This is a genomic window from Pantoea sp. Cr_R13, assembly GCF_029222565.1.
Lineage (GTDB): Bacteria > Pseudomonadota > Gammaproteobacteria > Enterobacterales > Enterobacteriaceae > Pantoea > Pantoea eucalypti.
This window is the reverse complement of sequence record NZ_JARHXL010000003.1, coordinates 20,824-47,771: the sequence shown is the minus strand read 5'-3', so window position 1 is coordinate 47,771 and position 26,948 is coordinate 20,824. Positions and strand designations below refer to the sequence as shown.

At 52.9% G+C, this 26,948-nt stretch carries 26 protein-coding genes; 7 read left to right on the top strand and 19 right to left on the bottom strand.

The features are described from left to right. Positions 1-18: 18 nt before the first annotated feature. Positions 19-1,335, bottom strand: a complete 1,317-nt coding sequence (gene gntT, locus P2R09_RS01295; protein WP_003854041.1) for a gluconate transporter — start codon at positions 1,333-1,335, stop codon at positions 19-21. Positions 1,336-1,627: 292 nt separating this feature from the next. On the opposite strand from gntT, the gene P2R09_RS01290 reads away from it, so the two are divergent. Beyond that, a complete protein-coding gene (locus P2R09_RS01290; protein ID WP_275766370.1) occupies positions 1,628-2,776 on the top strand; it encodes an iron-containing alcohol dehydrogenase in 1,149 nt (382 codons plus the stop codon). A gap of 109 nt (positions 2,777-2,885) precedes the next feature. On the opposite strand, the gene P2R09_RS01285 is transcribed toward P2R09_RS01290, so the two are convergent. The 4 genes from P2R09_RS01285 to P2R09_RS01270 all read right to left on the bottom strand — a co-directional run bounded on the left by P2R09_RS01285 (position 2,886) and on the right by P2R09_RS01270 (position 7,179). Beyond that, on the bottom strand, positions 2,886-3,722 hold the full coding sequence (locus P2R09_RS01285) for a Cof-type HAD-IIB family hydrolase (protein ID WP_275767251.1): 837 nt from the start codon (positions 3,720-3,722) through the stop codon (positions 2,886-2,888). 101 nt (positions 3,723-3,823) lie between these two features. After that, complete coding sequence (locus P2R09_RS01280; RefSeq protein ID WP_275766368.1) at positions 3,824-4,288, bottom strand: RcnB family protein; 465 nt, start codon at positions 4,286-4,288, stop codon at positions 3,824-3,826. 271 nt (positions 4,289-4,559) lie between these two features. Then, the gene (locus P2R09_RS01275; RefSeq protein WP_275766367.1) at positions 4,560-5,657 is read right to left on the bottom strand and encodes an ABC transporter substrate-binding protein; all 1,098 of its coding nucleotides are present in this window, start codon (positions 5,655-5,657) and stop codon (positions 4,560-4,562) included. 235 nt (positions 5,658-5,892) lie between these two features. Continuing rightward, positions 5,893-7,179, bottom strand: coding sequence for an HAAAP family serine/threonine permease (locus tag P2R09_RS01270; protein WP_008924991.1), 1,287 nt, complete (start codon positions 7,177-7,179; stop codon positions 5,893-5,895). A 364-nt stretch (positions 7,180-7,543) separates the two neighbouring features. On the opposite strand from P2R09_RS01270, the gene P2R09_RS01265 reads away from it, so the two are divergent. Beyond that, positions 7,544-8,134, top strand: a complete 591-nt coding sequence (locus tag P2R09_RS01265) for a hypothetical protein (protein ID WP_275766364.1) — start codon at positions 7,544-7,546, stop codon at positions 8,132-8,134. 150 nt (positions 8,135-8,284) lie between these two features. Beyond that, complete coding sequence (locus P2R09_RS01260) at positions 8,285-9,478, top strand: zinc-dependent alcohol dehydrogenase (RefSeq protein ID WP_275766362.1); 1,194 nt, start codon at positions 8,285-8,287, stop codon at positions 9,476-9,478. A gap of 64 nt (positions 9,479-9,542) precedes the next feature. Here P2R09_RS01260 and P2R09_RS01255 read toward each other — a convergent pair whose 3' ends face one another. Then, entirely contained in the window at positions 9,543-9,749 is a 207-nt protein-coding gene (locus P2R09_RS01255) for a hypothetical protein (RefSeq protein WP_039659145.1), read from the bottom strand. 188 nt (positions 9,750-9,937) lie between these two features. Between P2R09_RS01255 and P2R09_RS01250 the strand changes: the two genes are divergently transcribed. Further along, complete coding sequence (locus tag P2R09_RS01250; protein ID WP_275766358.1) at positions 9,938-10,672, top strand: GNAT family protein; 735 nt, start codon at positions 9,938-9,940, stop codon at positions 10,670-10,672. A gap of 14 nt (positions 10,673-10,686) precedes the next feature. Here the strand turns inward: P2R09_RS01250 and P2R09_RS01245 are convergent, their stop codons facing one another. After that, entirely contained in the window at positions 10,687-11,379 is a 693-nt protein-coding gene (locus tag P2R09_RS01245) for a YetF domain-containing protein (RefSeq protein ID WP_003854056.1), read from the bottom strand. Between the two features lie 602 nt (positions 11,380-11,981). On the opposite strand from P2R09_RS01245, the gene P2R09_RS01240 reads away from it, so the two are divergent. After that, positions 11,982-15,740 carry an FAD-dependent oxidoreductase gene (locus P2R09_RS01240; RefSeq protein WP_275766355.1) on the top strand — a complete coding sequence of 1,253 codons (3,759 nt, stop codon included), beginning with the start codon at positions 11,982-11,984 and terminating at the stop codon, positions 15,738-15,740. A gap of 14 nt (positions 15,741-15,754) precedes the next feature. On the opposite strand, the gene P2R09_RS01235 is transcribed toward P2R09_RS01240, so the two are convergent. Continuing rightward, on the bottom strand, positions 15,755-16,084 hold the full coding sequence (locus tag P2R09_RS01235; protein WP_275766353.1) for a hypothetical protein: 330 nt from the start codon (positions 16,082-16,084) through the stop codon (positions 15,755-15,757). Positions 16,085-16,435: 351 nt separating this feature from the next. Here P2R09_RS01235 and P2R09_RS01230 point away from each other — a divergent pair, with 351 nt between their 5' ends. Next, the gene (locus P2R09_RS01230) at positions 16,436-17,674 is read left to right on the top strand and encodes an AI-2E family transporter (protein WP_275766351.1); all 1,239 of its coding nucleotides are present in this window, start codon (positions 16,436-16,438) and stop codon (positions 17,672-17,674) included. A gap of 65 nt (positions 17,675-17,739) precedes the next feature. Here the strand turns inward: P2R09_RS01230 and P2R09_RS01225 are convergent, their stop codons facing one another. The 7 genes from P2R09_RS01225 to P2R09_RS01195 form a co-directional block, all read right to left on the bottom strand. Beyond that, complete coding sequence (locus P2R09_RS01225) at positions 17,740-18,057, bottom strand: hypothetical protein (protein ID WP_275766349.1); 318 nt, start codon at positions 18,055-18,057, stop codon at positions 17,740-17,742. A gap of 138 nt (positions 18,058-18,195) precedes the next feature. Further along, positions 18,196-18,621, bottom strand: a complete 426-nt coding sequence (locus tag P2R09_RS01220; RefSeq protein ID WP_275766347.1) for a DUF4186 domain-containing protein — start codon at positions 18,619-18,621, stop codon at positions 18,196-18,198. Positions 18,622-18,632: 11 nt separating this feature from the next. Beyond that, entirely contained in the window at positions 18,633-18,905 is a 273-nt protein-coding gene (locus tag P2R09_RS01215; protein ID WP_003854069.1) for a hypothetical protein, read from the bottom strand. A 475-nt stretch (positions 18,906-19,380) separates the two neighbouring features. After that, the gene (locus tag P2R09_RS01210; protein WP_275766345.1) at positions 19,381-19,614 is read right to left on the bottom strand and encodes a hypothetical protein; all 234 of its coding nucleotides are present in this window, start codon (positions 19,612-19,614) and stop codon (positions 19,381-19,383) included. 297 nt (positions 19,615-19,911) lie between these two features. Next, positions 19,912-20,877 carry a magnesium/cobalt transporter CorA gene (corA, locus tag P2R09_RS01205; protein ID WP_003854075.1) on the bottom strand — a complete coding sequence of 322 codons (966 nt, stop codon included), beginning with the start codon at positions 20,875-20,877 and terminating at the stop codon, positions 19,912-19,914. A gap of 103 nt (positions 20,878-20,980) precedes the next feature. Further along, entirely contained in the window at positions 20,981-22,000 is a 1,020-nt protein-coding gene (locus P2R09_RS01200; protein ID WP_008924985.1) for a DUF481 domain-containing protein, read from the bottom strand. Between the two features lie 102 nt (positions 22,001-22,102). Continuing rightward, the gene (locus P2R09_RS01195; RefSeq protein ID WP_275766342.1) at positions 22,103-22,699 is read right to left on the bottom strand and encodes a DUF1349 domain-containing protein; all 597 of its coding nucleotides are present in this window, start codon (positions 22,697-22,699) and stop codon (positions 22,103-22,105) included. Between the two features lie 355 nt (positions 22,700-23,054). Between P2R09_RS01195 and P2R09_RS01190 the strand changes: the two genes are divergently transcribed. Beyond that, positions 23,055-23,291: a DUF2171 domain-containing protein gene (locus P2R09_RS01190; protein ID WP_003854080.1), complete on the top strand. Its 237-nt coding sequence runs from the start codon at positions 23,055-23,057 to the stop codon at positions 23,289-23,291. Between the two features lie 172 nt (positions 23,292-23,463). Here P2R09_RS01190 and ddpX read toward each other — a convergent pair whose 3' ends face one another. The 4 genes from ddpX to P2R09_RS01170 form a co-directional block, all read right to left on the bottom strand. Then, the gene (ddpX, locus tag P2R09_RS01185; RefSeq protein WP_275766338.1) at positions 23,464-24,045 is read right to left on the bottom strand and encodes a D-alanyl-D-alanine dipeptidase; all 582 of its coding nucleotides are present in this window, start codon (positions 24,043-24,045) and stop codon (positions 23,464-23,466) included. A 225-nt stretch (positions 24,046-24,270) separates the two neighbouring features. Next, positions 24,271-24,762 (bottom strand): hypothetical protein, encoded by a 492-nt coding sequence (locus P2R09_RS01180; protein WP_275766336.1) that lies wholly within the window; start codon positions 24,760-24,762, stop codon positions 24,271-24,273. A gap of 188 nt (positions 24,763-24,950) precedes the next feature. Continuing rightward, entirely contained in the window at positions 24,951-25,898 is a 948-nt protein-coding gene (locus P2R09_RS01175; protein WP_275766334.1) for a hypothetical protein, read from the bottom strand. A gap of 111 nt (positions 25,899-26,009) precedes the next feature. Next, entirely contained in the window at positions 26,010-26,915 is a 906-nt protein-coding gene (locus P2R09_RS01170; protein ID WP_275766332.1) for a hypothetical protein, read from the bottom strand. Positions 26,916-26,948: the final 33 nt, after the last annotated feature.

Here is a 26,948-nt window from a genome sequence, read left to right as displayed (position 1 = left end):
TTTGCCAGCGGCGACAGGTTAAATCACCCAGGAGAGCAACAGGCAACCCACCAGGCCACAAACCGAAATAATGGTTTCCAGCGCAGACCAGGAGCGAATGGTTTCGCCAATCGTCAGGTTGAAATACTCTTTGAACAGCCAGAATCCAGGGTCGTTAACGTGAGAGAAGATCACGCTGCCAGACCCCACGGCGATCACCATCAGTTCCGGGCTGGCGCCACTGGTAACAATCAGCGGTGCAACAATACCGCCGGCAGTAATCGCTGCTACCGTGGCAGAGCCCAGCGCAATACGCAGCACTGCGGCAATCGACCACGCCATAAAGATGGGTGACAGCTGCGTTGAGTGCATCATGCTGGCGATATATTTATCTACGCCACTGTCCACCAGCACCTGTTTAAAGGCACCGCCACCACCGATGATCAACAACATCATGGCAATGATTTTGATCGAGTCGGTCAGGGTATCCATCACCTGTTCCATCGTGCGGCCACGATTCAGTCCAAAGGTGAAGATGGCAATCAGCACCGCAATCAGGGTCGCCATGACCGGGTCGCCAAAGAACTCCGCATAGGGCAGCAGTACGTGGCCTTTTGGCAGCAGCATTTCCGCCACGGCACGCAGCGCCATCAGCACCACTGGTACCAGTGCCGTCCAGACACTCACGCCAAAGCTGGGCATTTCCGCTTCGGTGAACGTTTTCGGGTTATAGAGCCCCTGTGGTATCGGTTTGTCGATATTTTTCAGGAAACGGGCATAAACCGGCCCCGCCAGAATGACCGTAGGGATACCCAGCAGCGTGCCAAACAGCAGCGTTTTACCCATGTCAGCGTTAAACAATGTGGCAATGGCGGTTGGACCCGGATGGGGCGGAAGGAAACCGTGCGTCACGGACAGAGCAGCGGCCATCGGCACCCCGACATAGAGCAGCGGCACACGCGCCGACGCCGCCACGCTGAATACCAGCGGCAGCATCAGTACAAAGCCGACTTCATAGAACAGCGCAAATCCAACAATAAAACCGGTCAGCACTAGCGCCCACTGAATGTGTTTAGTGCCGAATTTCTCAATCAGAGTGGTGGCGATACGTTGCGCACCGCCGCAGTCGGCCAGCAGTTTACCGAGCATGGCACCAAAGCCCATGATCAATGCCAGGCTGCCCAGCGTGCCACCTACACCCGCTTTGATTGAGGTAATAACTTTATTCACCGGCATGCCCTGCATCACGCCGACGGCCAGCGCCACCAGGATCAGCGCGATAAATCCATTGAGCTTAAAGCGAATCATCAGCAGCAACAGTAGCGCGACGCCGATCGCCACATAGAGTAATGGCATAGCTTTTCTCCACCTTGTGCACCGAACGGAATACGGTGTCGATTTATTATCATGATCCCCGTAGGGCGACAAAACAGTGCCTTTGTAAGATGTTTACACATCCCGACAAACGCTGTTACCGATAACATGTTAAGAGTAACATCGGCAGGAAAGCATCACCCCGCCGACGGTGAATTTCTGTTTTGCGAAGGTGATCAACTTTTTGCCGATGCGTTATCAGAAAGTTTGCCAGTGTCGACGCCGCGCTTTTCGTTACACTCAGATTTTAGTGAAATGTAAAAAGGATGCACTGGTGAGTGAGAACCTGAGTGAGCTGTACAGTAATCAACGAACCCTCTTTGGCCGCGGCAGTCTGGATAAGCTGGTGCCGCTGCTGGCAGCCCGTTCACAGCCTACCCTGCTGTTTTGCGGACAATCTTTCCTGCAGGGCCCGGCCTACGCCCGGCTGAAAGCTGGCCTCAACGATCACATTATTGGCTACGAAATTGTCAGCCATGAAGCCTCACCCACTGAAATTGATGGCTGGGTTGCGCGCTGGCGCGGGCATGTTGATCGGGTAGTCGCGATTGGCGGAGGGAGTGTGCTGGATGCGGCGAAAGCGTTCAGTGCGATGGTAAAGCATCCGTTACCTGTCGCCCGTTATCTGGAAAAAGTGGGTGACACCGCCGTTCAGTCCATCACGTTGCCGCTGATTGCTGTTCCGACTACTGCCGGGACCGGCAGTGAAGTGACGCAAAATGCGGTGGTAACCGATCAGCAGGACATTCAAATCAAAGCGTCATTGCGCCACCCGGTCTTTGTGCCAGAGGTGGCGATTCTTGACCCGGATCTGCTGAAAGGTGCACCTGACTCTGTGCTGGCGACCTGCGGAATCGATGCTTTTACCCACCTTTTTGAAGCGTATCTCTCCAGCAAAGGCAATCTCTTCACCCGACAGCTGGCGCTGACCGGTCTGCGTCAGTTTATTCAGGCCTGGCCTGCACTCAATCGCGAGAATGCGGTTGGTGATGAGGCACGAGAAGCGATGATGATGGCGTCGTGGCTGGGAGGTGTCAGTCTCAGCAGTGCGGGTCTCGGCGTGATCCACGGTATTGCGGGAGAACTGGGGGCGATAAAACCGTTCCATCACGGAGAAGTATGCGGACGGCTTCTGTTTCCGTTCCTGGATCTGTTGTCTGATAGCGAGCAGCCGCTTCAGCGAAAGCTGATGGCGGAGCTACACCCACAACTTTTCAGCGAAACCACGGATTCACCGGCACAGTTTCTGAAGCAGTGGCTGCAGGCGCAGTCGATCACCCCGTTCTGGCAGGATGGCCCCACACTGAGCCGCACCGAGGTCGAGTGGATCCTGGCGCGTGCCAACAGCAAAAACTCGCTGGTAAATTACAGCCAAGAACAGATGCAGACCATGATTACGCAGGCCTGGCAAATCACGGCGTGATCAACGCGAATCCCGTCTTCCCTGTTCCGGCAATTCTGACCTGCCAGCCCTGGCAGGTCAGGCATCCGCTCAGCGCAATCCTGTTGCACCCGCGCTCAGAGATGCGAGGCTAAGCCACTCTGGCGCTAAAAGGCTCCTCACCTGCCAGCATCTGCTCAATCACCTGCAGCACGCCCTGCTCGTTGTTAGAGGGCGCTTCAAAGCGCGCCGCCTGCTTCACCCGCTCAGGCGCGTTACCCATGGCAAAACTGAAGCCGGACTGTTTAAGCATCTCCAGATCGTTACCGCCATCGCCGAAAGCCAGCACCTGATCGTGCGAAATCCCCCAGCGTTGAGCCAGCAGATCCAGACCGTGCGCTTTATGATTTCCCGGCACGATCAAATCTACCGAACCGTGACCGCTGGAGGTCGCCGCCACGCGGCCCTGATGCAAACGCTCAATATCCGCCATCAGTGATTCGATGTGATCGTCAGACAGATTCAGTGCGAACTTAAACAGCCTGTCATCCTGCACCTCATTCAGATGATGAATCGGCTTCAGCCGATGACAGTAGTGGCGCATCTTCTTAAGCCAGATCTCTTCCATGCCCTCGAAGTAATACGCGCTGTCACGTCCACACAGCAGGTAACGCAGGCCGGGATAGTTGCCGTTTTGCAGGGTGTCGATTACCGCTTCCACATCACGTTGTTCAAAGGCACCGCAAAACAGCTCCTCATCACGATCAATAATCCATGCGCCGTTCTCTGCCACAAAAGCGATATCGCTGGCGATCTCCGGGAAGAAGGATTTGAGCTGGTAATACTGATTGCCGCTGGCCACCACAAATTTGATGTCACGGGCGGTGAGTTGCTGATAGCAGTCGAGAAAACGGGATCGATTGTACTGCTTGTTATCGTCCAGAAACGTGCCATCCATATCTACCGCAACCATCTTAACCGTCGTCATCATGACTCCTTACACAGGAAATTTCAGAGTGGAGTCTCAGGATAGCCGCTGGCGCAGCAAAACGGAAAGAAAGAGGGATGGCCTGAGCCATCCCTTGAGAATCAGTTCAGGGCGCTATTCAGCACCAGCGCGGTAATCACCCCGGTCGCGGCAGCAATCAGCACATAGTTGCCATCAATGTTTGCCCAGTGATAACCACGTGGCGGTTCACGCAGACCGCGTTCATGCCAGTCGGCTACACGATAATGGTCACCGCGATATTCTGGCGGAACAGGATGGCCGCGACGAAAGTCGTGCCCCTGCCAGGCGAAATGGTCCCGTTCATTGCGGCCTTCTCTGCCATGGCGTTTGTTATCCTGATCCGGGCGATGATTGCCCATATCATGATCGCGATTGTCGCGGCCGCGATTCTGGTCAGGACCGCGATTGTCAGGACGATGATCATCATTCTGATGTGGCACCGGAATACGCTGTGCGTCTCCGTGATCATCTGCCCGTGAGGCCTGAGAAAAGAGTGTGCTGCATGTCAAAAGTGAAGCGATAAGCGTGAGTGTTGTTTTTTTCATGATACTGCCTCCGAAAATAACGGCTGTTCAGGCACCGTTGATCGGCATGATGGCAATAATTGTGGCGGGAGACATCTTCAAAAGTCTTAAAATCCGGTAACTTACACACTATTACGCTTGCTTAGCGCTTTCTTAACACGCGTCATATCCGGACAGCTTTCCTGACGTAATCCAGATATCAAAGAGTCAGCCTGATAATCACGCATCAGGCTGACTGTTGAAGCGTTGAGATGCGTCAGGATGCTGAATCGCTCTCTGACGCTTTATCCGGTTATGGCGTACTGAGGATCACTGGGGCGTCCGGTAACCCGGTAAAGTGCGTCACAATGTGGTGATAATCAGCCGTCGGATCCAGATCCCTGAACAACTCCGGATAGAGATCTTTTGCCAGAATTTCCATCCCGATAATGTTGTAAGGGTGATTATAGAAATGGTGATAAACGCCATACACCCGCTTCTGTTTTACCGGTTCGATCTGCTCCAGACCGGTACGGCTCTGCAGGCGGTTAAAGGTGGCGATCACGTCGGCCTGGCTGGCACCGTAGCCAAACGGCAGTACGTTGCTGTTCGGCCGTTTAGAGCCGGTCATGATGTAGACGTCCGGCTTCATCGCGATAATCTTCTCCAGCGACACAAACCCTGAACTGCCAGGCAGTAACGCTGAGCCAATATTTTTTCCGCCGACCGCTTCTACCAGTGCACCCCAGCCGTTATGACCATGGGTGAAGCAGCAGTTATCGCTGTTACCGGCAATCGGCTCAATAAACACTGTCGGCTTGTGCTGCACCTGCGCAATCTTCTGCTGAAGCATCTCCCAGCGCTGCTGGTAAAAATCTGCGTAGGCTTTCGCCTCGGCTTCGCGGTTAAGAACGGTGCCCAGCACTTTCACACTCTTCAGGGTATTCTCTTTTGGATGGAGTTCATCATCCAGGAACAGCACCGGGATATGCAGATTTTTCAGGGTCGCCAGCACGCCTGACTGCATCAGGGCCGGTTTGGCACGCAGCTGGGCAATCATCATATCGGGCTGCTTAGCCAGCACGCTCTCCAGATTGACCTGTCCCTGATCGTTAAAGCCCATGTCCACAATGGATGCGGCCTGCGGCCAGCGCTGCTTCAGCAGCTCCCAGGTCTGAGTGTCCTGCTTTTTCGGCAGGTTGTTCCAGGCGACAACCCGCTGAAACGGATTCTGTCGATCCAGAAGTGCCAGCGACATCACGTCGCGCCCATCCTGCAAAATTACATGTTGCGGCTCTTTTTGCAGCGTAATTTTCTGGCCATCCATGTCGGTCACGGTGACCGGATAGGTGGTAGCCGCACAGGCCGTTGACAGTAAAAGTGTGGTAGCTGCAGCAATCCCGATTTTCATTTTTCTCCTGTCCCATAAAGGAATAATAATTATTCGCGTTTACTTTACCATGCGAATACGTAACAAATGTAAAAATTGCTGACCGGATGCTACTGGCAGAGAAGAGCAGGAAAGCGACTGCTGGCTGAAATCACGAAGCGATGGCGCAGAATTGCGGATGAGGAGAGTAAGAACGGCGAGTGGCGGGCAGGAAAGCAGGCGCGTCTCAGCGTGACTGAGATGCGCCTGTTGCGTGTTACTTCACCAGCGAATAGAAGATTGCAGAGATAGCAATTAGTCCGATCAGCACAACAAACAGGTTGCTGATGTGACCACTGTATTTACGCATCGCGGGCACCTTCTGGATGGCATACATCGGCATCAGGAACAGGATCATGGCAATAATCGGTCCGCCCAGTGTCTCAATCATGCCGAGAATATTCGGGTCCAGCGTCGCCACCAGCCACGTGGTCAGCAGCATAAAGAGTGCCGTCAGACGATTCAGTCTGGCTGGCGCGATGGTCTTACCACGGCTGCGCAACGCCTTATTGACCATACCGTTAAATCCTTCGCGCGCACCCAGATAGTGACCCAGAAATGATTTAGTGATCGCCACAATGGCAATCAGCGGCCCCATCCACGCAATCATCGGCACCTGAAAATGGTTAGCCAGATAAGAAAGGATGGTGATGTTTTGCGCCTTGGCAGCGTGTAAATCTTCGGGCGACAGGCTCAGCACGCAGCTGAACACAAAGAACATCACCGTCACCACCATCATCAGGTGCGAACAGGCCAGAATGCGTGAACACTTTTTCTCAGCGGCATCGCCATACTCTTCGCGCTTCGCCAGCGCAAAGGAAGAGATGATGGGTGAATGGTTAAACGAGAAGACCATCACCGGAATTGCCAGCCACAGCGTCATCCACAGGCTGCTGCCCGCAGGCTGAACGTTCAGAGTCGACAGCGCCGCGCCGTGCCAGTGTGGAATCAGGTAGCAGGCCATCAGCATCAGTACCGCCACAAACGGGTAAACCAGTACGCTCATCGCTTTCACGATCATCTTCTCGCCGAAACGAACAATGGTCATCAGTCCGACAATCAGCAGCAGCGACAGCAGCACACGCGGCGGTGGCACCAGGCCAAGCTGATGCACCATCAGGCTCTCTACCGTGTTGGTAATCGCCACGCTGTACATCAGCAGTATCGGGTAGATAGCGAAGAAATAGAGCAGCGTAATCAGCTTGCCCGCGCCGACGCCAAAATGCTCCTCGACCACTTCAGTGATATCACCGGCCGGATTTTTACCGGAGAGCACAAAGCGCGTCAGAGCGCGGTGCGCAAAGAAGGTCAGCGGGAATGCCAGCACCGCCATAATGATCAGCGGGATCAGACCGCCGACGCCCGCATTAATTGGCAGGAACAGTACACCCGCGCCAATTGCCGTGCCGTATAAACCCAGCATCCACATGGTATCGGTTTTACGCCATCCCGTATCGACGTCACTCTCAAGCGCACCCAGCGTGCCCGTTTGCGTGGTTTTCATCAGATTTTCCGTGTTAAAAGCCGCCATTAATTTGAGCCAACAGGCAGGAAAAGGTCTCTCCCGCTCTCCGCCTCTGCTGCAAGCGGATCAGTGAAGGGTGCCGCTGATCCGTCCGCGCATAGGTAATCGATTGCGTGCGCCACTTTTTACACTACATGACGATAAAACTTCAAGTAACGCAGATAAACTCGCATATATTGCGCAAAAATCCGTCACATCGTGCAAGGCGACTGCACGGCGATCATGCCATTTCTGGGGCGGTTTTACCCCCTTAAAAAGGTGATCCCTGCAACGATTCAGCATAACGGACTACGCTTTACCTCACGCTGTCGCGATCATGCCGACAGATGCAAAGGAGATGAAAATGAAGATTGCCTGCCTGGGATGGGGATCGTTAATCTGGAAAACCGGCGACCTGCCAGTGGCCAGTCCGTGGCATCATGATGGCCCTGCGGTACCGATTGAATTTGTGCGCATCGCTGACGGCGGTGAACTCTCGACCGCGATCTGTCTGAACGCAAAACCGGTGCAGGTACTCTGGGCCTGGTTAAACACGGCGTCACTGGAGAGCGCCTGCCGTGCATTGCGCCTTCGAGAGGCGATTCCGGACAGCCGCGTCGATGGCATCGGCATGATTACGGTGACAGAGAACGCAACCGGACCGCTGGCGGAGTGGGCACAGACGAAAGGCATTGAAGGATTAATCTGGACCGGTCTGCCCGCCCGCATGGCGGGAATGGAAGGCCAGATCCCCACGCTGGATGACGCACGGCACTATTTGCAGAATCTCACCGGTGAAACACGCGAGCATGCGTTTCACTATATCGAACAGGTTCCGGCGCAGATCGATACGGTTTATCGTCGTGCCTTTGCCGATCTGGCCCGCTGGCAGCCCGATTCGGCCTCCGCCCCGGTCGCTACGATCCAGCTGCTTCCGCCCTGTCAGCCCGGCTGATACAGGTCAGTCATATGCACCGCTCTGCTTACTCCTCAAAGGGTTACTACACTTCAGGCAGGTTGCGATTTCAGGTTCCCTGAGTCTTTCCCGCGGGTAGTCACGCCTTCTGGCCTGACCACCATTCCCTTGTCAGCAGGAGATGAAGAGATGAAAGCATTAACTTATCATGGTCCCCATAAAGTCAGTGTGGATAACGTGCCCGATCCTGGGCTGGAAGCCGCCGATGATATTATCCTGCGTGTGACCGCTACCGCTATTTGCGGTTCAGACCTGCACCTTTATCGCGGCAAAATCCCGGGCACCGGGCATGGCGATATCTTTGGTCATGAGTTTATGGGTGAAGTGGTTGAGACCGGAAGCGCAGTGACCGCCGTGGCCAAAGGCGATCGGGTTGTCATCCCTTTTGTTATCGCCTGTGGCGACTGCTTTTTCTGCCTCATGAGTCAGTATGCCGCCTGTGAAAATACCAATAGCGGACGAGGCGCCATCCTGAACCGCAAAAACATCACGCCACCTGCAGCGCTGTTTGGGTTCAGCAAGCTTTATGGCGGTGTGCCTGGCGGCCAGGCGGAATATGTCCGTGTGCCCAAAGCCAACACAGGCCCGTTCAAAGTGCCGTCGGTGCTGTCGGATGAAAAAGTGCTGTTCCTGTCGGACATTCTGCCCACTGCGTGGCAGGCGGTGAAAAACGCTGAGGTCAAGCCGGGCTCCAGCCTGGCAATTTTCGGTGCCGGACCGGTTGGCCTGCTCAGTGCTGCCTGCGCCCGCCAGCAGGGTGCCGAACAGATCTACATGATTGACCATAATAATTACCGCTTAAACTTTGCCCGCGAACGTTACGGCGTAATCCCGATTAATTTCGATGAAATTGATGATCCGGCTGGCTGGATTATCGAACACAGTTCCGGCAATCGCGGTGTAGATGCCGTAATTGATGCCGTCGGGTTTGAGGCAAAAGGCAGCATGACTGAGACCGTGCTCACCAATCTCAAGCTGGAAGGCAGCAGCGGCAAAGCATTGCGTCAGTGTATTGCTGCAGTGCGACGTGGCGGTATCGTCAGCGTGCCAGGCGTCTACGCAGGATTTATTCACGGCTTTCTGTTTGGCGATGCCTTCGACAAAGGGCTGACCTTTAAGATGGGACAGACGCATGTCCATGCTTATCTGCCTGACCTGCTGAAGCTGATTGAGCAGGGCCATCTGACGCCGGAAGAGATTATAACTCACCATCTCCCGCTGGAAGATGCCGCACGCGGCTACGATATTTTCGCAAAACGCGAAGAGGAGTGTCGCAAGGTGATTCTGGTGCCTGGCATGGCAGCCTCCCAGGCCACCATTTAGTCACATGAACCAGCAGGGCCACATTCCCTGCTCCCCGGCGGATCACTCTGCCGGGGAATTCATTTCAAAACGGCTTACGCTCCAGACTGCTTCGCCACTCCCGCCGCTCCAGCAGATGTTCATCCGGCGAATCCGCCGTGTCCACCTGACTCCCCTGCTCGAGCAGTCGCGCACTGCGTGAATGGGGATGACTTTCACTGATCACCTGTTGTGAAAACGCGCCAAACGATAACAGCAAAAACAGTAATGCACTGGCCAGCCTCACTTTCATACGCACACCTCAATGAATTCGGTGTCGCTATGCTGCCTGAAGGGTTTTCATTTTCTGTCAGTAACAGGCAAAGTTATGTGGGTAGCGGGAACAAGCTGCAACGGGTTTACTCGCGGTTCAGGATAGCCCGTCAGTACAGCTCGAAAGTTTTCCCGCTTCCCGTCCCTATTCCCTTCAGGAGGATGCCAGTGAATATCAATCAGTTTGATCAGCCGGTCGGTGAAGCGTTGCCCGACTGGCAGCCGGTCGCCAGACCGCACGGCGTTCCTCTCCAGGGACAGCACTGCCTTCTTTTACCGCTTAGCGTGGATCATGCGGCGTCGCTGTTACAGGCCTTTATGCTGGCACCGGATGATCGCGACTGGACCTGGCTGAGCGCGGAGCGGCCCGCTTCGCTGGTGCAGATGCAGCGCTGGATTGCGGATAAAGTTGCCGATAAAGCCCTGGTACCCTTCACTGTCTGCACGCCGAATCAGCAGCCCTGCGGTGTGGTCTGCTTCGCCAGCATTGAACCCGAACATGGCACCCTTGAAATCGGTCACGTCACCTGGTCGCCGCTGATGCAGCGTAGTGTGATCGGCAGCGAGGCGATTTTTCTGCTGCTGCAACAGGCTTTCTCGCTGGGGTATCGGCGAGTCGCGTGGCGCTGCGATTCAACCAATGTCGCGTCACGACGCGCAGCAGAACGGCTGGGGTTTCGATTTGAGGGCCGTTTTCGTCAGGTCATGATGCGAAAACAGCGTAATCGGGATACCGACTGGCTGTCGATGATTGACCGGGAATGGCCAGACGTTCAGCGCGCCCTGAACGCCTGGCTAAGCGCGGATAATTTCACCGATGAAGGAGAGCAAAAGCGCCCGCTCAGCGCCTGTTTCGCCAGTGCTCATCGGGGCGATGCTGACGCGACAAGCCGGAAAGGTTAAGCAGGCACGGGCCGCTAATGCAGCCGACGCACGCTCAGTGCCGCCGACCAGCGCTGTCGCTGACAGCGCGGACAGACGGCCGGCTGCCCGGCTTCTATCCTCTGTGTTTGCCCGCAATGCGTGCAGGCGTAAAGGGCGCTGATCGGCACCGTACTGTAATCCTGCCGATGCTCCGGCGGCAGTATACTTAGCCCGGCGCGCATCTCATTATCATCATAGAAATAGAGGCTGAGCTGACCATCTACCTCCACCAGCGCCAGCCGAACCTGTCCCAGATGCTCCACGCCGCTCTGCCGCAACTCCATAAAAAACTCATCTTCGGAAATATTCAGCCGATCCAGACTTTCCAGCACATACAACCCATCTTTAATCAGCGTAATGACGTCGCCCTGAATAAATCGTGAAAAGCGCGGGCTGTGTGCCGTCAGCCAGGTCGTCAGGCGGTAGAGGGCCAGAAGCACCACAAACACCATAATGACCGGCAACACCGGCACATCATCGTAAAACGTGACGTCACCCGATGCCGAGCCCAGCGTCAGGATGACCACCAGTTCGAACAGGGACAGCTGACGCACGCCGCGTCGTCCAGACACTTTCAAAAAGGTGAATACCACCAGATATGCGATCAGGACCCGCGCCACCACCTCAAATAAAAAGGTGGCCGGTTGATCGTTGAGTAAGAAACGGTGCCAGTCGAATGAGAACATAGTCTGCTAAACATCCTGTTTTAAGGGAACGCGCATTATCGCAGCCCTCCGTTGATGACCCGCAGATTCAGGCCAGTGATAAGTAAATCTTGTCGCCAGCCCGCCAAAAGGCAAGCGAAGCTGTAACGTAAAAGCGGGTGAGTCTGACCTCTCTGCATGTGAAGGAAAAGGTTAATAAAGCTGAAAATAGCGCTGACGCTGTTCACGCTGCGCTTATCAAACAGATTATGAAACCTAACCAAAAAACATCCTGTTTCTGACTGGAATTCTTTTACCGCTACGCTTTTTTCTTTTTACTTCAATAAGTTGATTACCACACTCTCGCATCTATACTTTCCAGTAAGGCTTCCATAAACCCGATAACATTCAGAGAAGTCAGCCTTTTTCCTGCCGATAGCGCCGCACATAGATACCTGCTATCTCTCGTCAAGACCGCCACAGGACCTGATGCCTGTCCTTCAGTGGTTGTGCCTTATGGCAAGGATCGCCCATCTGTTCAGAGTGGTTATAACGACCAGTCTGCAATGCATACCTGTTACGCCCTGACCCGTTTCGCGACGGCTCGTCAGAGGAAAACGTGTTGCTTTTTTTCGGGAGATGCCATGACGCCTTTTACCAGTTTCTGGCAGGCCGGCTATGAAGGTGCCGACCATATCAATCCTGCCGGGATTGCGCTGTCGATGAACGATCTTAACCAGCATCAGGCACGTGTAGCAGAGGATTATGCCGTGCTGTCCCCCTTTTCTATTCGCACGGTACGCGAAAGCGTCGGCTGGCGCTTATGTGAACGCGATGGGCATTATGACTTTTCGACGGTCGCTGCGCGGATGCGGGCCGCAGAGCAGCAGGGCATCCAGCTGAGCTGGACAATCTGCCATTACGGCTGGCCCGCTGGCGTCAGCCTGTTTGATCACGACTTTATCAGTCGCTTTGCTGCGTTCTGCGGTGCGCTGGCCCGCTTTCTGGCGCCCTGGTATCAGCAGCGGCCGGTTTACTCCCCAATGAATGAAATCTCCTTTGTCAGTTGGGGCATCTCGGTCGGACTGTTCGCCTGTGAGGCAATTCCGGCGCCGGATCGGGCGGATGCTGCCAAGCAGCAACTGGTGCGCGCCACTCTGGCCGCCTGTGATGCGATCTGGCTGGCCGATCCGCGCGCCCGTCTGCTGCACTGCGATCCGCTGATCCATATCGTGCCCGATCCTGCCGATCCCACCAGCGACATGCTGGCGCGTGAGATGTGCGATACCCAGTATCAGGCGTGGGACATGCTTAGCGGCAGGCGTAACCCGGAGCTGGGTGGCGCACCCCGCTATCTCGATCTGATTGGCGTGAATTACTACCACGATAACCAGTGGGAACAGGGCTCAAACCTCCGCCTTTACTGGCATCTGGGCGACAACCGCCGCCAGCCACTGCATCAGATGCTCCAGCAAGTCTGGCAGCGTTACCAGCGGCCCATTCTGCTGGCGGAAACGAGTCATGTTGGCAGCGGACGTGGAGCCTGGATCAGCGAAATCACCGCCCAGGTAGCGCAGGCACAGCTGGCAGGCGTTGATCTGATCGGCATCTGCCTCTATCCGATCCTCGATCGTCCCTTGTGGGAGGAGACCACCTTCTGGACCCGCAGCGGTTTATGGGATCTCGATCTGCTGGGGCCGGATCCTTACGCCCGACAGTTACAGCAGCCTTATGCCGACGCTTTACGGCAGGCGCAGCGCTTTTTGCAGCACATTCAGTCCCCACTACAACGTCAGGAGCACACCATGAAACCACCTGTTCTCATTGTTTTCAGCCATTTACGCTGGGGATTTGTTTTCCAGCGTCCGCAGCAGCTTCTGACACGCCTGGCGCAGCACTATCGCGTGCTGTTTGTCGAGGAGCCGGTCCGGCAGTCGGGGCCTCCGGGTCTGCATCAGAGTTCACCTACCGCTAACATCACGGTCATTCAGCCACATACCGACAGCGACGCGCCCGGTTTTCATGACAGCCAGATCGCGCCACTGTTGCTGCTGCTGGCGCCACTTCTTGAGGAAAATGAACAGCCGCTGATCTGGTTCTATACGCCGATGGCGCTGCCGCTGCTGACGCCGTTTGATCCCTCGCTGGTAATTTACGACTGTATGGATGAGCTTTCCGCCTTCCAGAATGCGCCGCGCCAGTTGCAACAGCGCGAATCGGCACTGATGACCCGCGCGGATCTGGTCTTTACCGGCGGCACCAGTCTCTATGAAGCGAAGCGTGACAAACATTCTCAGGTCTACTGCTTTCCCAGCAGTGTCGATGCTGTTCATTTTGAGCAGGCACGCGATCGCACGAATCGTCATCCGTTGCAGGATACGATTCCACCGCGGCGTCTGGGATACTACGGCGTGCTTGATGAGCGCATCGACCTGCCGCTGATTGCGACGCTGGCAGACACCCACCCCGAATGGCAGATCATTATGGTTGGGCCGGTGGTAAAAATTGATCCCGCCAGCCTGCCACAGCGCGACAATCTTCACTGGCTCGGCCAGCAGCCCTACCAGTCACTGCCGCAATTTCTGGCAGGCTGGAATGTCTGTCTGATGCCGTTCGCCATTAATGCCTCCACCCGCTTCATCTCGCCTACCAAGGTGCTGGAATATATGGCGGCGCAACTGCCGATTGTCAGTACCGCGATTGTCGATGTGGCGCGCCATTACGCAGAGGAGGTGGCGGTAGCAGAGACTCATCCGGCGTTTATTGCCGCCTGTGAACAGGCAATGGCGATGGGTGCCGCTGAGCGGCTGGCGCTGATGGGACGGATGCAGGCAAAAGTGGATGCCACCTCATGGGATCGCACCGCTGAGCAGATACATGGACTGATCCAGCAGGCGCTCGCGCAACGTCAGCCTGCCCTGAAGTCAGCCAGTCAGGCCAGCGCACAGACTAACGTGACACCACTCACCCCAGCGATGCTGGAGAGCGAAGCGGTGCCCTGCCTGATTATCGGCGCCGGACCCACCGGGCTGAGCGCCGGTTATCACTATGGCGAAGGCGCAGTCCTGCTGGAAAAAAATGCCACGCCTGGTGGCTGGTGTCGATCCATTGATGATCAGGGTTTCACCTTTGATTATGCCGGTCACATTATGTTCTCCCAGGACCCGTATGTGTTGCAGCTCTATGAGATGTTGCTTGGCAACAACCTGCACTGGCAGGCACGTGAAGCCTGGGTTTACAGTGACGGCGTGTATACCCGCTATCCGTTCCAGTCAGCGCTGCACGGCTTACCCGTCGAGGTGGTAAAAGAGTGCGTGCTGGGGGCTATTGAGGCGCGTTACGACGACACAGCCGCCGCCGCTGTGCCGCTGGACAGGGCGCGGGCACGACGGGACTGCTGTGCTGATGGCGCGATTCCGGATGAGGGCAGCAGCAGCGGTGAAGTCGACGGTGCAGAAGATTTCCACCACTTTATTATGCGCACCTGGGGCAAAGGCATTGCGCGTCACTTTGCCCTGCCCTACAACCAGAAGCTGTGGAAAGTGCCGCTGACAGATATGGAGACCTCCTGGCTGGGCGGGCGCGTCCCGTTGCCCGATCTGTCGCAAATCATTGATGGCGCATTACAACCGCTGGCGAAACCGGTTGGCCCCAATGCCCGTTTCGGCTATCCGCTGCGGGGCGGTTTTCAGGCTCTGATGTCCGGCTTTTTGCCGCACCTGAAATGTACGCTTGAGGCCAACACGACCCTGACCCGTATCTATCCACATGCGCATGTCGCGCTGCTGGCGGATGGGCGCCACTACCGTTACGACCAGTTAATCAGCACTATGCCGCTACCGGAGCTGATTAAACTGATGGGCGATGAGGTGCCAGAAAGTGTGCAACAGGCGGCGCAGCAGCTGCAGTTTGTTTCGGTGCGCTGTGTGAATCTGGGCATTGGTCGCGCTGATCTGACCGAAAAGCACTGGATTTACTATCCTGGCGATACGCTGTTCCACCGCATCTTTGTGCAGGGTAATGCCAGCCCACACTGCAATCCGCCGGGCGGGTTCGGCTTAACCTGCGAAATCACCTACAATGCGGCCAACCCACTGCCGCTGGAGGGCGATGCGCTGATTGAGCGCTGCCGTCAGGATTGCATCAGGGTCGGCATGATCACTGCGGACGATCCGCTGCTTTGTGCTTCCGAGGTTGATATGCCCTATGCCTACGTGGTCTATGACCATGCTCGAAGCGATAACGTGGCGCTGATCCGTCAGTGGCTGCTGACTCAGGATATTCATCTGTCGGGTCGCTACAGCGAGTGGGAATATTACAATTCGGATCACGCGTTTCTGGCAGGTAAACGTGCAGCCGAAAATGTCCGGCTGCAGCATGTCCGCGCAGGAACCGTTGGCTGATTTTAAGCCGCCCGCTACGACAGTCGCTGGCTGCACTTAGCGGCTTTCAGCGACTGTAACTGATTCAGTCGCCGTTCTGCCTTCTGGCTGGCATTGTATTTCGCAATGCCATTACCCAGCCCGAAATCGCCGACAAATCCCAGTACGGTCAGTGCATCAAACTGGCCGGTTTGCTCAATGTCACTCTGCACGCTGTGCGCTTTCACGAGTTCCTGATCCAGTGCACTGCAGTTAAGTGTCGCCGTCTCTTCCGGCGTTACGGCCGCCGCCTGAGGATACTGTTTGGTGGCACAGCCAGTTAATGCCAGCGCCAGCAGCACCGTTAAAACGCTCGATTTACCCATTTCTTATTGCCTGTTTTTTGCTCAGTCAACGCTATTATCGGCAGCATACACAGAGAACATGAGTCTCTGACCTACCAATAATGGTCGAAACCGCTACGCTAATGTAGGATTCAGCGCGCTGCAGTCAGAAGCAGCCTGCTACCGACCGGAAGTCACGCAGCGAACGAACATTATCCGTTCATCACTTCTGCCAGACCTTTCAGATAGTTAGCCAGCATGATGCTGTCACCAGCAGCGTGTTAAGAACAAAGCCAGACCGTTAATGCGTCCCAGGCCCTCGCATAAGCGAAGACAGGCACAGAAAATTTGCGCGTCGGGTTTATCAGCGTTTGTTCCAGATGAGGTTTTTCCATGCGTTTTAAAGGATTGAACATCGGGTTTTTCATTTTGATTCTGGCTATCGCCACCGTCGCTTTTTTTGACGTCCTTTCGCCCTATTTCTCGTCGATTTTATGGGCAGCGATTCTGGCGGTCATTTTCCATCCGCTGAAAACCTGGCTTCGTAATCGACTGGGTGATCGTAATGGCATAGCCGCGTTAATTACTCTGCTTTGTATTTGCCTGATTGTGTTCACGCCGCTGGCGATCATCGCCTCCTCACTGGTGGTTGAAACCAACGCGGTCTATCACAAGCTGCAGACCAACTCGTCGCAGTTCCCGGTGGTCTTCGCCGATCTGTTGCAGCATCTGCCGCGCTGGGCGAAGCATTTTCTGGCTGAAAACAATCTGGATAACGCCGGGCAGATTCAGCAGAAGCTCTCCTCGTTTGCCCTTAAGGGCGGTCAGTATGTCGCGGGCAGCGCCTTTATCATCGGTAAAGGGACGTTCAGCTTCACCGTCGGCTTTGGCATCATGCTTTATCTGCTGTTCTTCCTGCTGAAAGATGGCTCCTATCTGGTACATCTGATTCTGGAAGCGCTGCCGCTTTCAACCTACGTGAAGCATCACCTGATGGTGAAGTTTGCCGCCGTGGCGCGCGCGACGGTGAAAGGCACGGTGGTAGTCGGTATCGTTCAGGGTATTCTCGGCGGGCTGGCCTTCTGGTTTACCGGCATCGACGGCAGCCTGCTGTGGGGTGCGCTGATGGCCTTCCTCTCCCTGATTCCGGCAGTCGGTTCCGCCATTATCTGGGTGCCTGCGGCGATCTTCTTCTTCGCCACTGGCGCACTGTGGAAAGGGCTGTTCCTGGTTGGTTTCTTCGTGGTGATTGTCGGTCTGGTGGATAACATCCTGCGTCCGCTGCTGGTCGGCAAAGATACTAAAATGCCTGACTATATGATCCTGATCGCCACGCTGGGCGGTATGGAAATCTACGGCATTAACGGTTTTGTTATCGGTCCGGTGATTGCTGCTCTGTTTATCGCCTGCTGGAATCTCCTCTCCGGCCGCGACAACCGTGAGAATATCGAAGCCATCGACGAAGAGTTTATCGAAGAAGGCAAGAAACAGTCCGATGACGCCGCCGAGGCAGCAGCAGAAGCCGCGGCAGAAGCGGCTGCGGCATCAGCGGAAGCGGCTGCAGAAACGGAAAGCAGAGTCTCAGCGTTAGTCGCCTCGCAGAGAGAGAAAGCGGCCTTAAATAAGCCCTGACAGCGTCAGGCCATAAAAAAACCCACCTTTCGGTGGGTTTTTTTTAACCCTGAAACAGCAGCGAATTAGTTGGTCGCTTTGTTTTTCAGATCTTCGGCACCCTGCTTGGTTTTATCCCAGCCTTTCTCAGTGCCTTCTTTGGTTTCGTGCCAGCCCTTCTGTGCACCTTCGGTGATTTTGCTACCGGTGGTGTGGCTCTTGCCTTCAGCGGCGTGCTCAGACTTCAGCTTCAGCTCTTTGCCTTCGTTCTGGGTCTGATGCAGTTTTTCTTTGGCGGTATCAGCGCCTTTATGCGCTTCTGCAACGGTGTTGTCTGTAGTAGTAGCAGCAAATACTGGCGAGGCCAGCAAAATAGCAGACAGTGCAATAATTGATTTCTTCATAATTCCCTCTGTATTCATCGTTGCCGTGTAGGTTTTAATCCTGGCATAGCCTTCCCAGGAAAGATTTAAGAATAAACCAGGAATGAAAAAGGGCCAGTTTTCACCAGAAAAAGTGATTGATTGTAGATTTTTCGCCCACTACCAAAGCGCGAGCTGCGGATCGTCGTCTTTTTTAGGCTGATTTCGGGTCACGCGAGCAGGCGGCGCAGGCTGTTCCAGCTGTCGCGTAATCCACGCCAGTAACACTGTTACCACATACGCCTGCTGCTCAGCACTCAGCGGCTGATGCTGTCCGATATTGTGCCATTTACTCAGACAGCCACGACAGCATGTCGCGGTGGCGTGCTGGGCGATAAACACCGGATGGCCGCGCATGGGTGTCTGTTTGCCATCATTGTCAGGCTGGGCAGGCGCAAGGCGCTGTTCCACAAACTCTGCGGCGTGCTGCCTCACCACCGGCTCGCCTTTGCTGTTGGCGTAATCATATTCAGCGCGTCCAAGGCGAAAACGCTGGCGGAACGGTGAGCGCGCCAGTCGGATAAAGAGATCGTCTGAAACCTTCATGCTAATACTCGTTACTCATATTTACGTCCCGCCAGATAACTGACGCCCTGCAGACCAAACGCCTCGCGATGCAGCTCATTCGGCTGCAGGTGAAATGTCTCACCGGGATGATAAGTCGTGTCGCCCTGTTCAGTACTGATAGTGATGTCACCACTGAGAATCAGTGCCAGCGCCTCAAAGGGATGGACGTGATTATCAAGCTGGGCTGACGCTGCACGTTCAACCAGCAGCGGCTCATCAAATCCCTGTTCGGCTAACAATTTTCTGAATTCATGTTCGGTCATGGCAACACCTCAATGTGGAACAGACCCTAAGCAGTGTAGACGATCTTTATGGTGACTTATGGCACTCAACGGGTTACGTAACCTCGCGCAGGCAACGTTGTTGACCGGTCAGTCGGATGCTGTTCCTGCTCGCTTGTTGTCGCTGTTTTGACATCAGGATGACAACAAAGTGTGCCTCATCATGAAAGAACAGGTCTATTGCTGATTAATCATCAATAGTCCAAAAGACGCGGGGAGGCCCGTCGGGCGCAGACGCTGCTGACTCAAACGGGATTCATTCTGCAGCAATCAGACGAAAACGAACCCCGCAGCGATAGCCAGTGAATCGCAGCGTAGGCCAGTCGCATAGAGTGGCGTGGATAGCGTTATTGTCGGCGGTGGTGCCGCCAGGTTAAATGCGGCGGCAGCATAACGATGTGCGCACCCGACGATGGATGACTGAATGCCTGGTGCCAGGCGTCTTCCCGGATGGAAACTAGTGCTGGTTGCCCATTTTTTCGGCGTGGTCGATATGTTCGGAAAGATTGGCAACCAGTTTTTTGGCCATTTCAATGGTCAGCCCCAGGAACAGCGTCTCCTGCGGGCCCTGTTCACGCGGGGCGTCGGGATCGATATAACCGAATTTGAGGACGAGTGCCTGATGCGAGCTCAGAGGACCGATATGCCAGCCGGTGATCGGGTAGAAGGTAAAACGTGTAAATTCATTCACATTAATCCTGACTGTAAAAGCATAACGCTGATTGATAGTCAGGCCAGCTCTGATGATAAAACATGAGTGGAGTAGTGAGTCTGAACTAAATCGACAGGATTACAAGGGCAGCGGCAGAATAAGCCCAGCGTCAAAGGGTTCGCGTTGTGGCGGTATCCGTTGCCTGTTCTGCCGGACCGATCCCGCGCATCTTCATGTGGACCCGCGGCAAAAACGGGCAGCTGCGTCAGGTAGAGCGAAATAACGCGGGTCAGGACCAGGATGACCGCCTGTGCATCCTCTCCTGACCCGTCACGATCACAACCAGCCAGAGCGGCGCAGCCTGGCCCACAGCCCGCCGCAGGCCACCAGCGTCAGCCCGACAGCCAGCGGATAACCATACAGCGACTTCAGCTCCGGCATGTGCTCGAAGTTCATGCCATACATGCTGAATACAACTGTCGGGATGACCAGAATCGCCCCCCAGCCGGCCAGTTTTTTCACCACTTCATTCTGCTGCACCGTGACCAGCGCCAGATTGACCTGCATGGCGCTGGTCAGCATCTCGCGCATATCTTCCGCGTCGGTTACCACATGGCGGGCATGGTCCTGTACGTCACGGATATAGGCACGCAGCGGACGGGGTATCAAATCTTCATGCAGGTGAATCAGCTGATTGCAGATCTCTTCAACGGGTAGCGCCGCATTGCGCAGCGACAGCAGATGACGACGCATGGTGTAAACCGATTGCACCGACTTGCGGTCAAATTCGCTGGTAAAGAGATCGTTCTCCATCTGCCCGACCCGCTCATTCAAAGAGGTGGAGAGTTGAGCATACCGATCCACGACAAAATCGAGCAGGCAGTAAAGCGGATAGGCCGGACCAAATTTTAGCAGCGCCGGGTTTTCAGACGCCCGCTGTCGCACCGGGGTGTAGCTTTCCGATGCGCCGTGACGGATGCTGATCAGGAATTTTTTCCCAACAAAGAAATGGGACTCACCCAGCTCGCAGGTGTCATCCTTAGCGCACACCGTTTTCACGACAATAAACAGTGAGTCGCCATAATGTTCGATTTTAGGGCGTTGATGGGCATTAAGCGCATCCTCAACCGCCAGTTCGTGGAGTCCAAACTCCTCTTTAATCTTCGCCATAAACTCAGCGTCTGGCTGCCACAGCCCAAGCCAGATAAACGCCTCCGGCTCTTTAATCACTTCACTGATATCATCGACCTGGACCTCTTCGCCCGCGCAGCCCGGACGATACACCATGCTACTTACGATCATCTTCTGCATTCCTGTTGTGACAGTACATGGAGCTTAGCTAATGCCGGGCCTGTAATCGGATAAAAACCGTAAGGATTTGCTGCGACGTTGCGCAATCTGCGGATTACCACTTTAGCCCAAGCCCGGTGGAGAAGATGCCTTCATTCAGGGTATCCGGTATGCCGCTGACCAGGTTGCGATGATAGCCAATATGCAGGGTTGACCAGGAGGTCAGGCTATAGCGCATTCCGACTTCCGCATCCAGCATAAATACCCCGTCATCGTCCAGCGAATGGCCGATGTCGCCATTGCTGTAAAGCGTGACCGACTTGCCCAGCAAATAGCGCTGATAGTTCCAGCGTACTGAGCCGCCAAAATGTCGCTCTTCCCTGTCGTCGCTGTAGCCATACTCAAAGGCACCGCCCAGCAGCGAGAGTGAGAACGCGCTGAGTTCAGTGTCCCACAGCTGATAGCCTGGCCCGGTACCGATCAGCGCCTGCCGGGAGAGATTCTCAACCCAGTCGCGCTTGTAGGTCGCGCGGGTCTGCCAGAAATACTGCTCCCTGACCAGGTAATCAAAGGCATAGCGCAGGCTGTAGTTACTGGTGTTGATGCTGTCGTTTTCCTGCTCGCGATTGAAGGTCGCGCCGATGTCATGCCGCCATTTTCCCTGGTTGAGTTTGGTGTTAAGCGCAAAACTGTAGTCATCCGTTTTGGTCGAGGCTTTTTTAACTTTGACGCCCGCATCAATGTTGCCGGTCCACGCGAGCTGATCGGTGCGTACTTTGGCTTTCATAAACTCGTCAATACGCCTGAGGGAGACCTGCTGCTCCTGCTCGTTGCGTTCAACCCAGACATAGCCGGGATCGGACGAGCTGAGCCGCACCTGATAATGCTCACCGGTCTGTTTGTTTTCGACATTGACCGGATTCTCGCTGGCGAGCGTGCTGACCGCATTCCAGTCCAGCGTGACGGTCCCGGCATACTGTGTCTCTATGCCCAGCTTGCCGTCGCTGAGATAACGAATCGTGCCCGTCAGCCGGTCGCCATTATTCAGCCAGACGGTATCGGCTGCGGCCTGCTCTGCCCATCCGGCACAGCAGAAGATGACCAGCAGTCTGGTCAACAAGTTGGAACAACGCATGGCTTTCCCTGTAAAAGCGTTGTCCTGCATGGACGACGCGTCACCGCAAATTCGGACCTGACAATTAAGCCGATTCTGCGATGATAAGCAATCTGCCCAGGGTTATGACAGGTCGTGCAGTGCTTTACCGAGCGGCGGAGTCAGCGCGAAATCCATAAAGCTAACCGCCAGCCCTTCGCGTTCGGGCGAGCAGCCCATCACACCGACAAAACGCCGCCCCTGACCCGGCCACGGGCAGAGCCGCAACAGCGGCCATATCTCTCCATCAGTGGAGTACTGGATCCTCAGCGCGGCATTTTCCAGCGTGGCTCGCATCCAGAACTGACGCGCATCGCCGGGAAAGACGCCGGTAGACCAGTCAGAAAACTCACGCGTGACCACGCTGCCAATGGCGGGCTGGTCATCGTTGAACTCAATACCCGCTTTAACCCAATGCGTTTCACTCTCCTGAATGAACAGACCGGCCTGATCATAGAGCTGACTGAAGTCTGCCCTCACCTGCACCTGAACGGTGAAGTCGTTTTCTACCCAGAAGCCAAAGGCGTGACCGCTGTGCCGTTCGAAGCCGTACCAGGTGCGCTGCCAGAAATCACTGTTTAACGCGGTTTCGAACTGCAGCGTATTGCCATCCAGACTGTGTACCGGCGGCTGATTAATCCAGACGCCGCCTTCGGTGGTCAATGAACTGACTGCTGTCATAGGGACTCCTTTCTGTACGTTAAACCGCCCGCGATCAGGTTGCTCTACTGCATGGCGATGGGTCTGATTATCATAGCCTTGTTGTTAAACACGCGGCAGACTCACGCTGCTAATCTGATTAAATTGATGTAGCAGATGAACAGGTCAGAATGCCTGATGCAACAGACAAATCCGCCTTATCTGCGGTTTCGCTTATTTTTCTTTCACACACACTTATAAGGGGAAATAATATCGACCAGGACCAGCGCACTTAACTATTTCATTTTGTTAATCGCCTGGCTAAAAACGTATTTAACTACCAGGCTTGTTTTGTCTGAGGGCAACTTAACTCATCAAATATAAGGATTAAGCCACCATGGTAGATAAATCAGAGATTCTGGATCACGCACAGGTTGTTGATGTAAACGGCGAACATGTCGGTATTGTCGACCATTTTGAAGGCGACGACAAAATTAAACTGGCGAAAAGCGACCCTGAAGCAGGCGGCAAGCACCACATTATTCCATTCAGCTGGGTTAAAGAAGTTGATGACAATAAAGTCATTCTCTCTAAAGCCAAAGCGGATGTTGAAAGCGAGTGGCAGTCTGCATAAATCGTTAGCCGTGGCGTCTGCCACGGCTTATTTTTTATTACTCCAGAAAACCGCTGTAAATGACAATGTCATTCCGCCCTGCCCGAATTCCTTTAATTAATCACTCTGCTTATATTAAACAGCGCGATACTAATTTCCCTGCACTCATTATACCCCACCTGTTTATAACGCTTCAGATGTTGATATTTTCCGCATGAGGCGAGGAATAACAGTGAAACGCGCCGTCAATCAGAGGATAATTCTCTGAACCGGGCAATTCAAAATGCCACCATTCGGTTGCAATACCGCTGAAGCCACCGCCCAGCATGATGGCATTAAGCATCAGTCGGTTGCGCTGTGCCGAAACAGGCACCGCAGGATGATAAGGATGAGAGTGCTCACTCATCTCATCGAAGCCGGTGCCCATATCCACGATCTCACCGCGCTCATCGATCAGCGTCACGTCTACCGCCGTTCCGCGACTGTGGTTTGATCCACGCGAAAGCGGCACAACGTAGTCAGGATTAGGACAGGCCTGCCATAAAATAGCCTGCGCAGCAGGTGGCCGATACGCATCGAGGATCAACAGCTTATAGCCCGCCACACCGGCGATATTGATACATTTTGCCAGCGCTCTCGCCGCATCAACGTGCAGCAGACAGCGCGCGTCGCGATAGATGGGCTGACCGGTTAGATTGTCAGCTGTGGCATATTTGAGATCGATGGCTAACTGAGGAAAGGCCTCAGCGATATCAACAAGACTCTGACTTTCCATGATGGGGTGCTCCTTTTTCATAAAATTTTAGGGTACAGGTATCTTTGCTAACGCATTCTTCCAGACCGTAATGAACGATCTATTTCCTTTACCAGTTCTGAGGTATTTGCAGGCATTTGCCAGATTCTGTAGTGAATGAATCTTTCTGGCACGCCTGGATATCCTGCTTTTCAAAAAAACAGTAGTCTAAAAAATTTACATGTCTATCATTAACAAAAAATGACTTCAAAAAATCTCATTAAACTTACTTTTAGGCAAGAGTAATTTTACTGCCGGAATAAAATTAACATCAATGAGTTCTGCTTTTGGCATATAATGACCACTGCTATTCGACCAGCTTTTCAATACGCCATTAATAAAATCCACTTCACCCGCAAAAAACACATCTTTATCAAGGCAAATTGAAGTATGGCCCTGTATTGGTTTGATAATATCAGAAGCAAACGTCCTGTAACCCTTAGGTACGCCACAGAAGACCTTTCCTGGCGAGAAAGAGGGGATAACAAATAAAAACCGCCCATGAGGTTTCGGGATATCAATTTTCCTTTCAGGCATCACAGGGACAAAAAAATAATCATTGTCAGACAACCTCCTTAGCTCAAGGATTTGCTCTGGGCCCGCAGGTTCTTGTAAGGATAAAAATGAATTAATTGCCTTCATTTTAGCACGATGATTAAATATATTTTTTAACTTATCACGTTGAGTGCTTGTTAACATAAATATTACCTTTTATATTATAGAAAAATAAAAACATCCACCAGAAAAAACATAAGAGAAACCTCACCCTGAAAACTCCACCATATTTTTCTTAAAAGCTAAAAAACCAAAAGAAGATATTTATGGAGTGTATGTTTGAACCTCAGCATTTTCAGGTGTGCTATCAAACATGTTTTTAAAATTATGCCTTAACGTTGCATTTTATGAATATCTGTTAAAAAGGGTATTTTCTTATCGGTAGCTGGCGCAGGAACCTCTTTTAATTTATAGATAAACGCGCCGTACGTAGCACCCAGATAACGTATTTTTTCATAAGTACTTACTGGACAGACCTGAAAATAAACTTCTGGCGGATATAACACTTCACCTTCATCAATCCAGGCTGATATTTCTGCACCAGAGTATCCCTCAACGATAAAGACAACTTTTTTATCTCCTTCAGAAACAGATCGGGAATCATATTTTCCTGCGGAGAATTCTCTGGCAACAAGCTGATATGTGGTAGTGGAAAGAAATTGATCTGTGGTTACAACGGTAGAATGCTGACTGTAATAATCGAGCAAAGTCACAAACTGTGATGACGCCAGAACGCCACGAAACGTTGTCCCTTTTCTTTTTCTTTCCAATAGCAGATTTTTAAGCAGTAATGTTGAAAAGCCCGCAGACAACCTGCCCTGTAATCTCATGCTTCTTACAGTAAATTCAAGGCTAGACCCATAACTTCTGGCAGCTTCTTCGCTTTCACGCCTGAACTTTTCAATGACATCCTCCATACTCATGGTAAGTGGTTCAGACACAAGCCGCTGAACTGGATTGAGACGTCGTCTCAAGGGCGTATTATAGTAATTACCTGAAGTAACATAGGTTGCTACCAATGCCCTGTGAAGGGTTTTTATGGGGCTGATTGCTTTTGCTTTTTTTACAACCATCCGGTTTCGCACTATAAAATCCTTTTTACAATACCCTTTTGATATAGCCATACTTCTTATTTTTGACTGAATAACCTTATCACTAGCCCAGAAATCCCAGTTGTCTTCTTCAAACTCAACTTCGCAGTTAGTATATTTTGGGAAATAACACATAATCAATGCCTGTAGTTCCAATGCCTTGTTTACCTGCAATGGATTGCCGGCCACACACTTTTTTTATCCATACGTATCTCCTTACTAATTAACGGATAACAGGGCTGGCAGGAACATTCTCCCGGCACCTTGCGAATAATCAGTAAAATGTTAAAAATTTAGCTTTCATCTAAGCACATAAGAGCTACCATCAACTGTTATAAACCCTGCTTTTTCAATGTGATATGAAAACTTAAGCCTCCTTAATCCAGGATATCTTCCCATCGGAAATAGAAGTCTGTTACTAGCATTAATCCTGAGGATTTTTTTTATAAACTCCATGTCCTCTTCAAATTTTGACAGTGTTTCTTCGTCATATTCCCTTTTAATCAAAAGCTTTATAAGATAATTTGGTCTGAATGAAACTCCTCTTAGCTTTATCATTTCAGTACATGGGAAGTCCATATACATCCGTACGCCTGTCTTCCCCACAAGAAGTATTTCGTTATAATTACCCACCCTGGCAACAATTTTCCTCAAGAATTCATTTGGATGACGTAAAATATTATAAGGACCAGACATTTTGAAACCATGATCATTAGGTCTTTCTATCCCTTTAAAGATACTTTCGGTCAGTGCCGCTTTATCCAGAACACGTCCATGCGGAACATTACCTTCAAGCCCTGAAAAATTATTGAATCTCACATCACTATGATGAGTACCCAAAATATTTTGTACCGGAACACGAAGATTGAGTTGAATATCCAGAGGCACCCGACCTTCCATAATACCGTTAGAATTCGACACTGCACCTGTACAACAGGCAGATATAACATCCCATGATGATAGAACCGCTTCTACAGACTTTGTTAAAAAAGGTGAGTTTGTGTTCTTTTTTCCAATGGCAGAAACGCTTCCTCGGAAAGAGATACAGTGTGCGATCATTAAATCTGGCCTTGTTTTTTTATTTAATTCATAATCCCACGCCCGTAATATATCGCTATTAATCTTTTCTCTTTCATTTCTAACCTGAGTTCTCTCACTGAATTTTTTCAAACATTTCTTTGAAATACTTCTATCAAAGTTTATCATTTTAAATCTCGTATTTAGTATAATTTTACACGG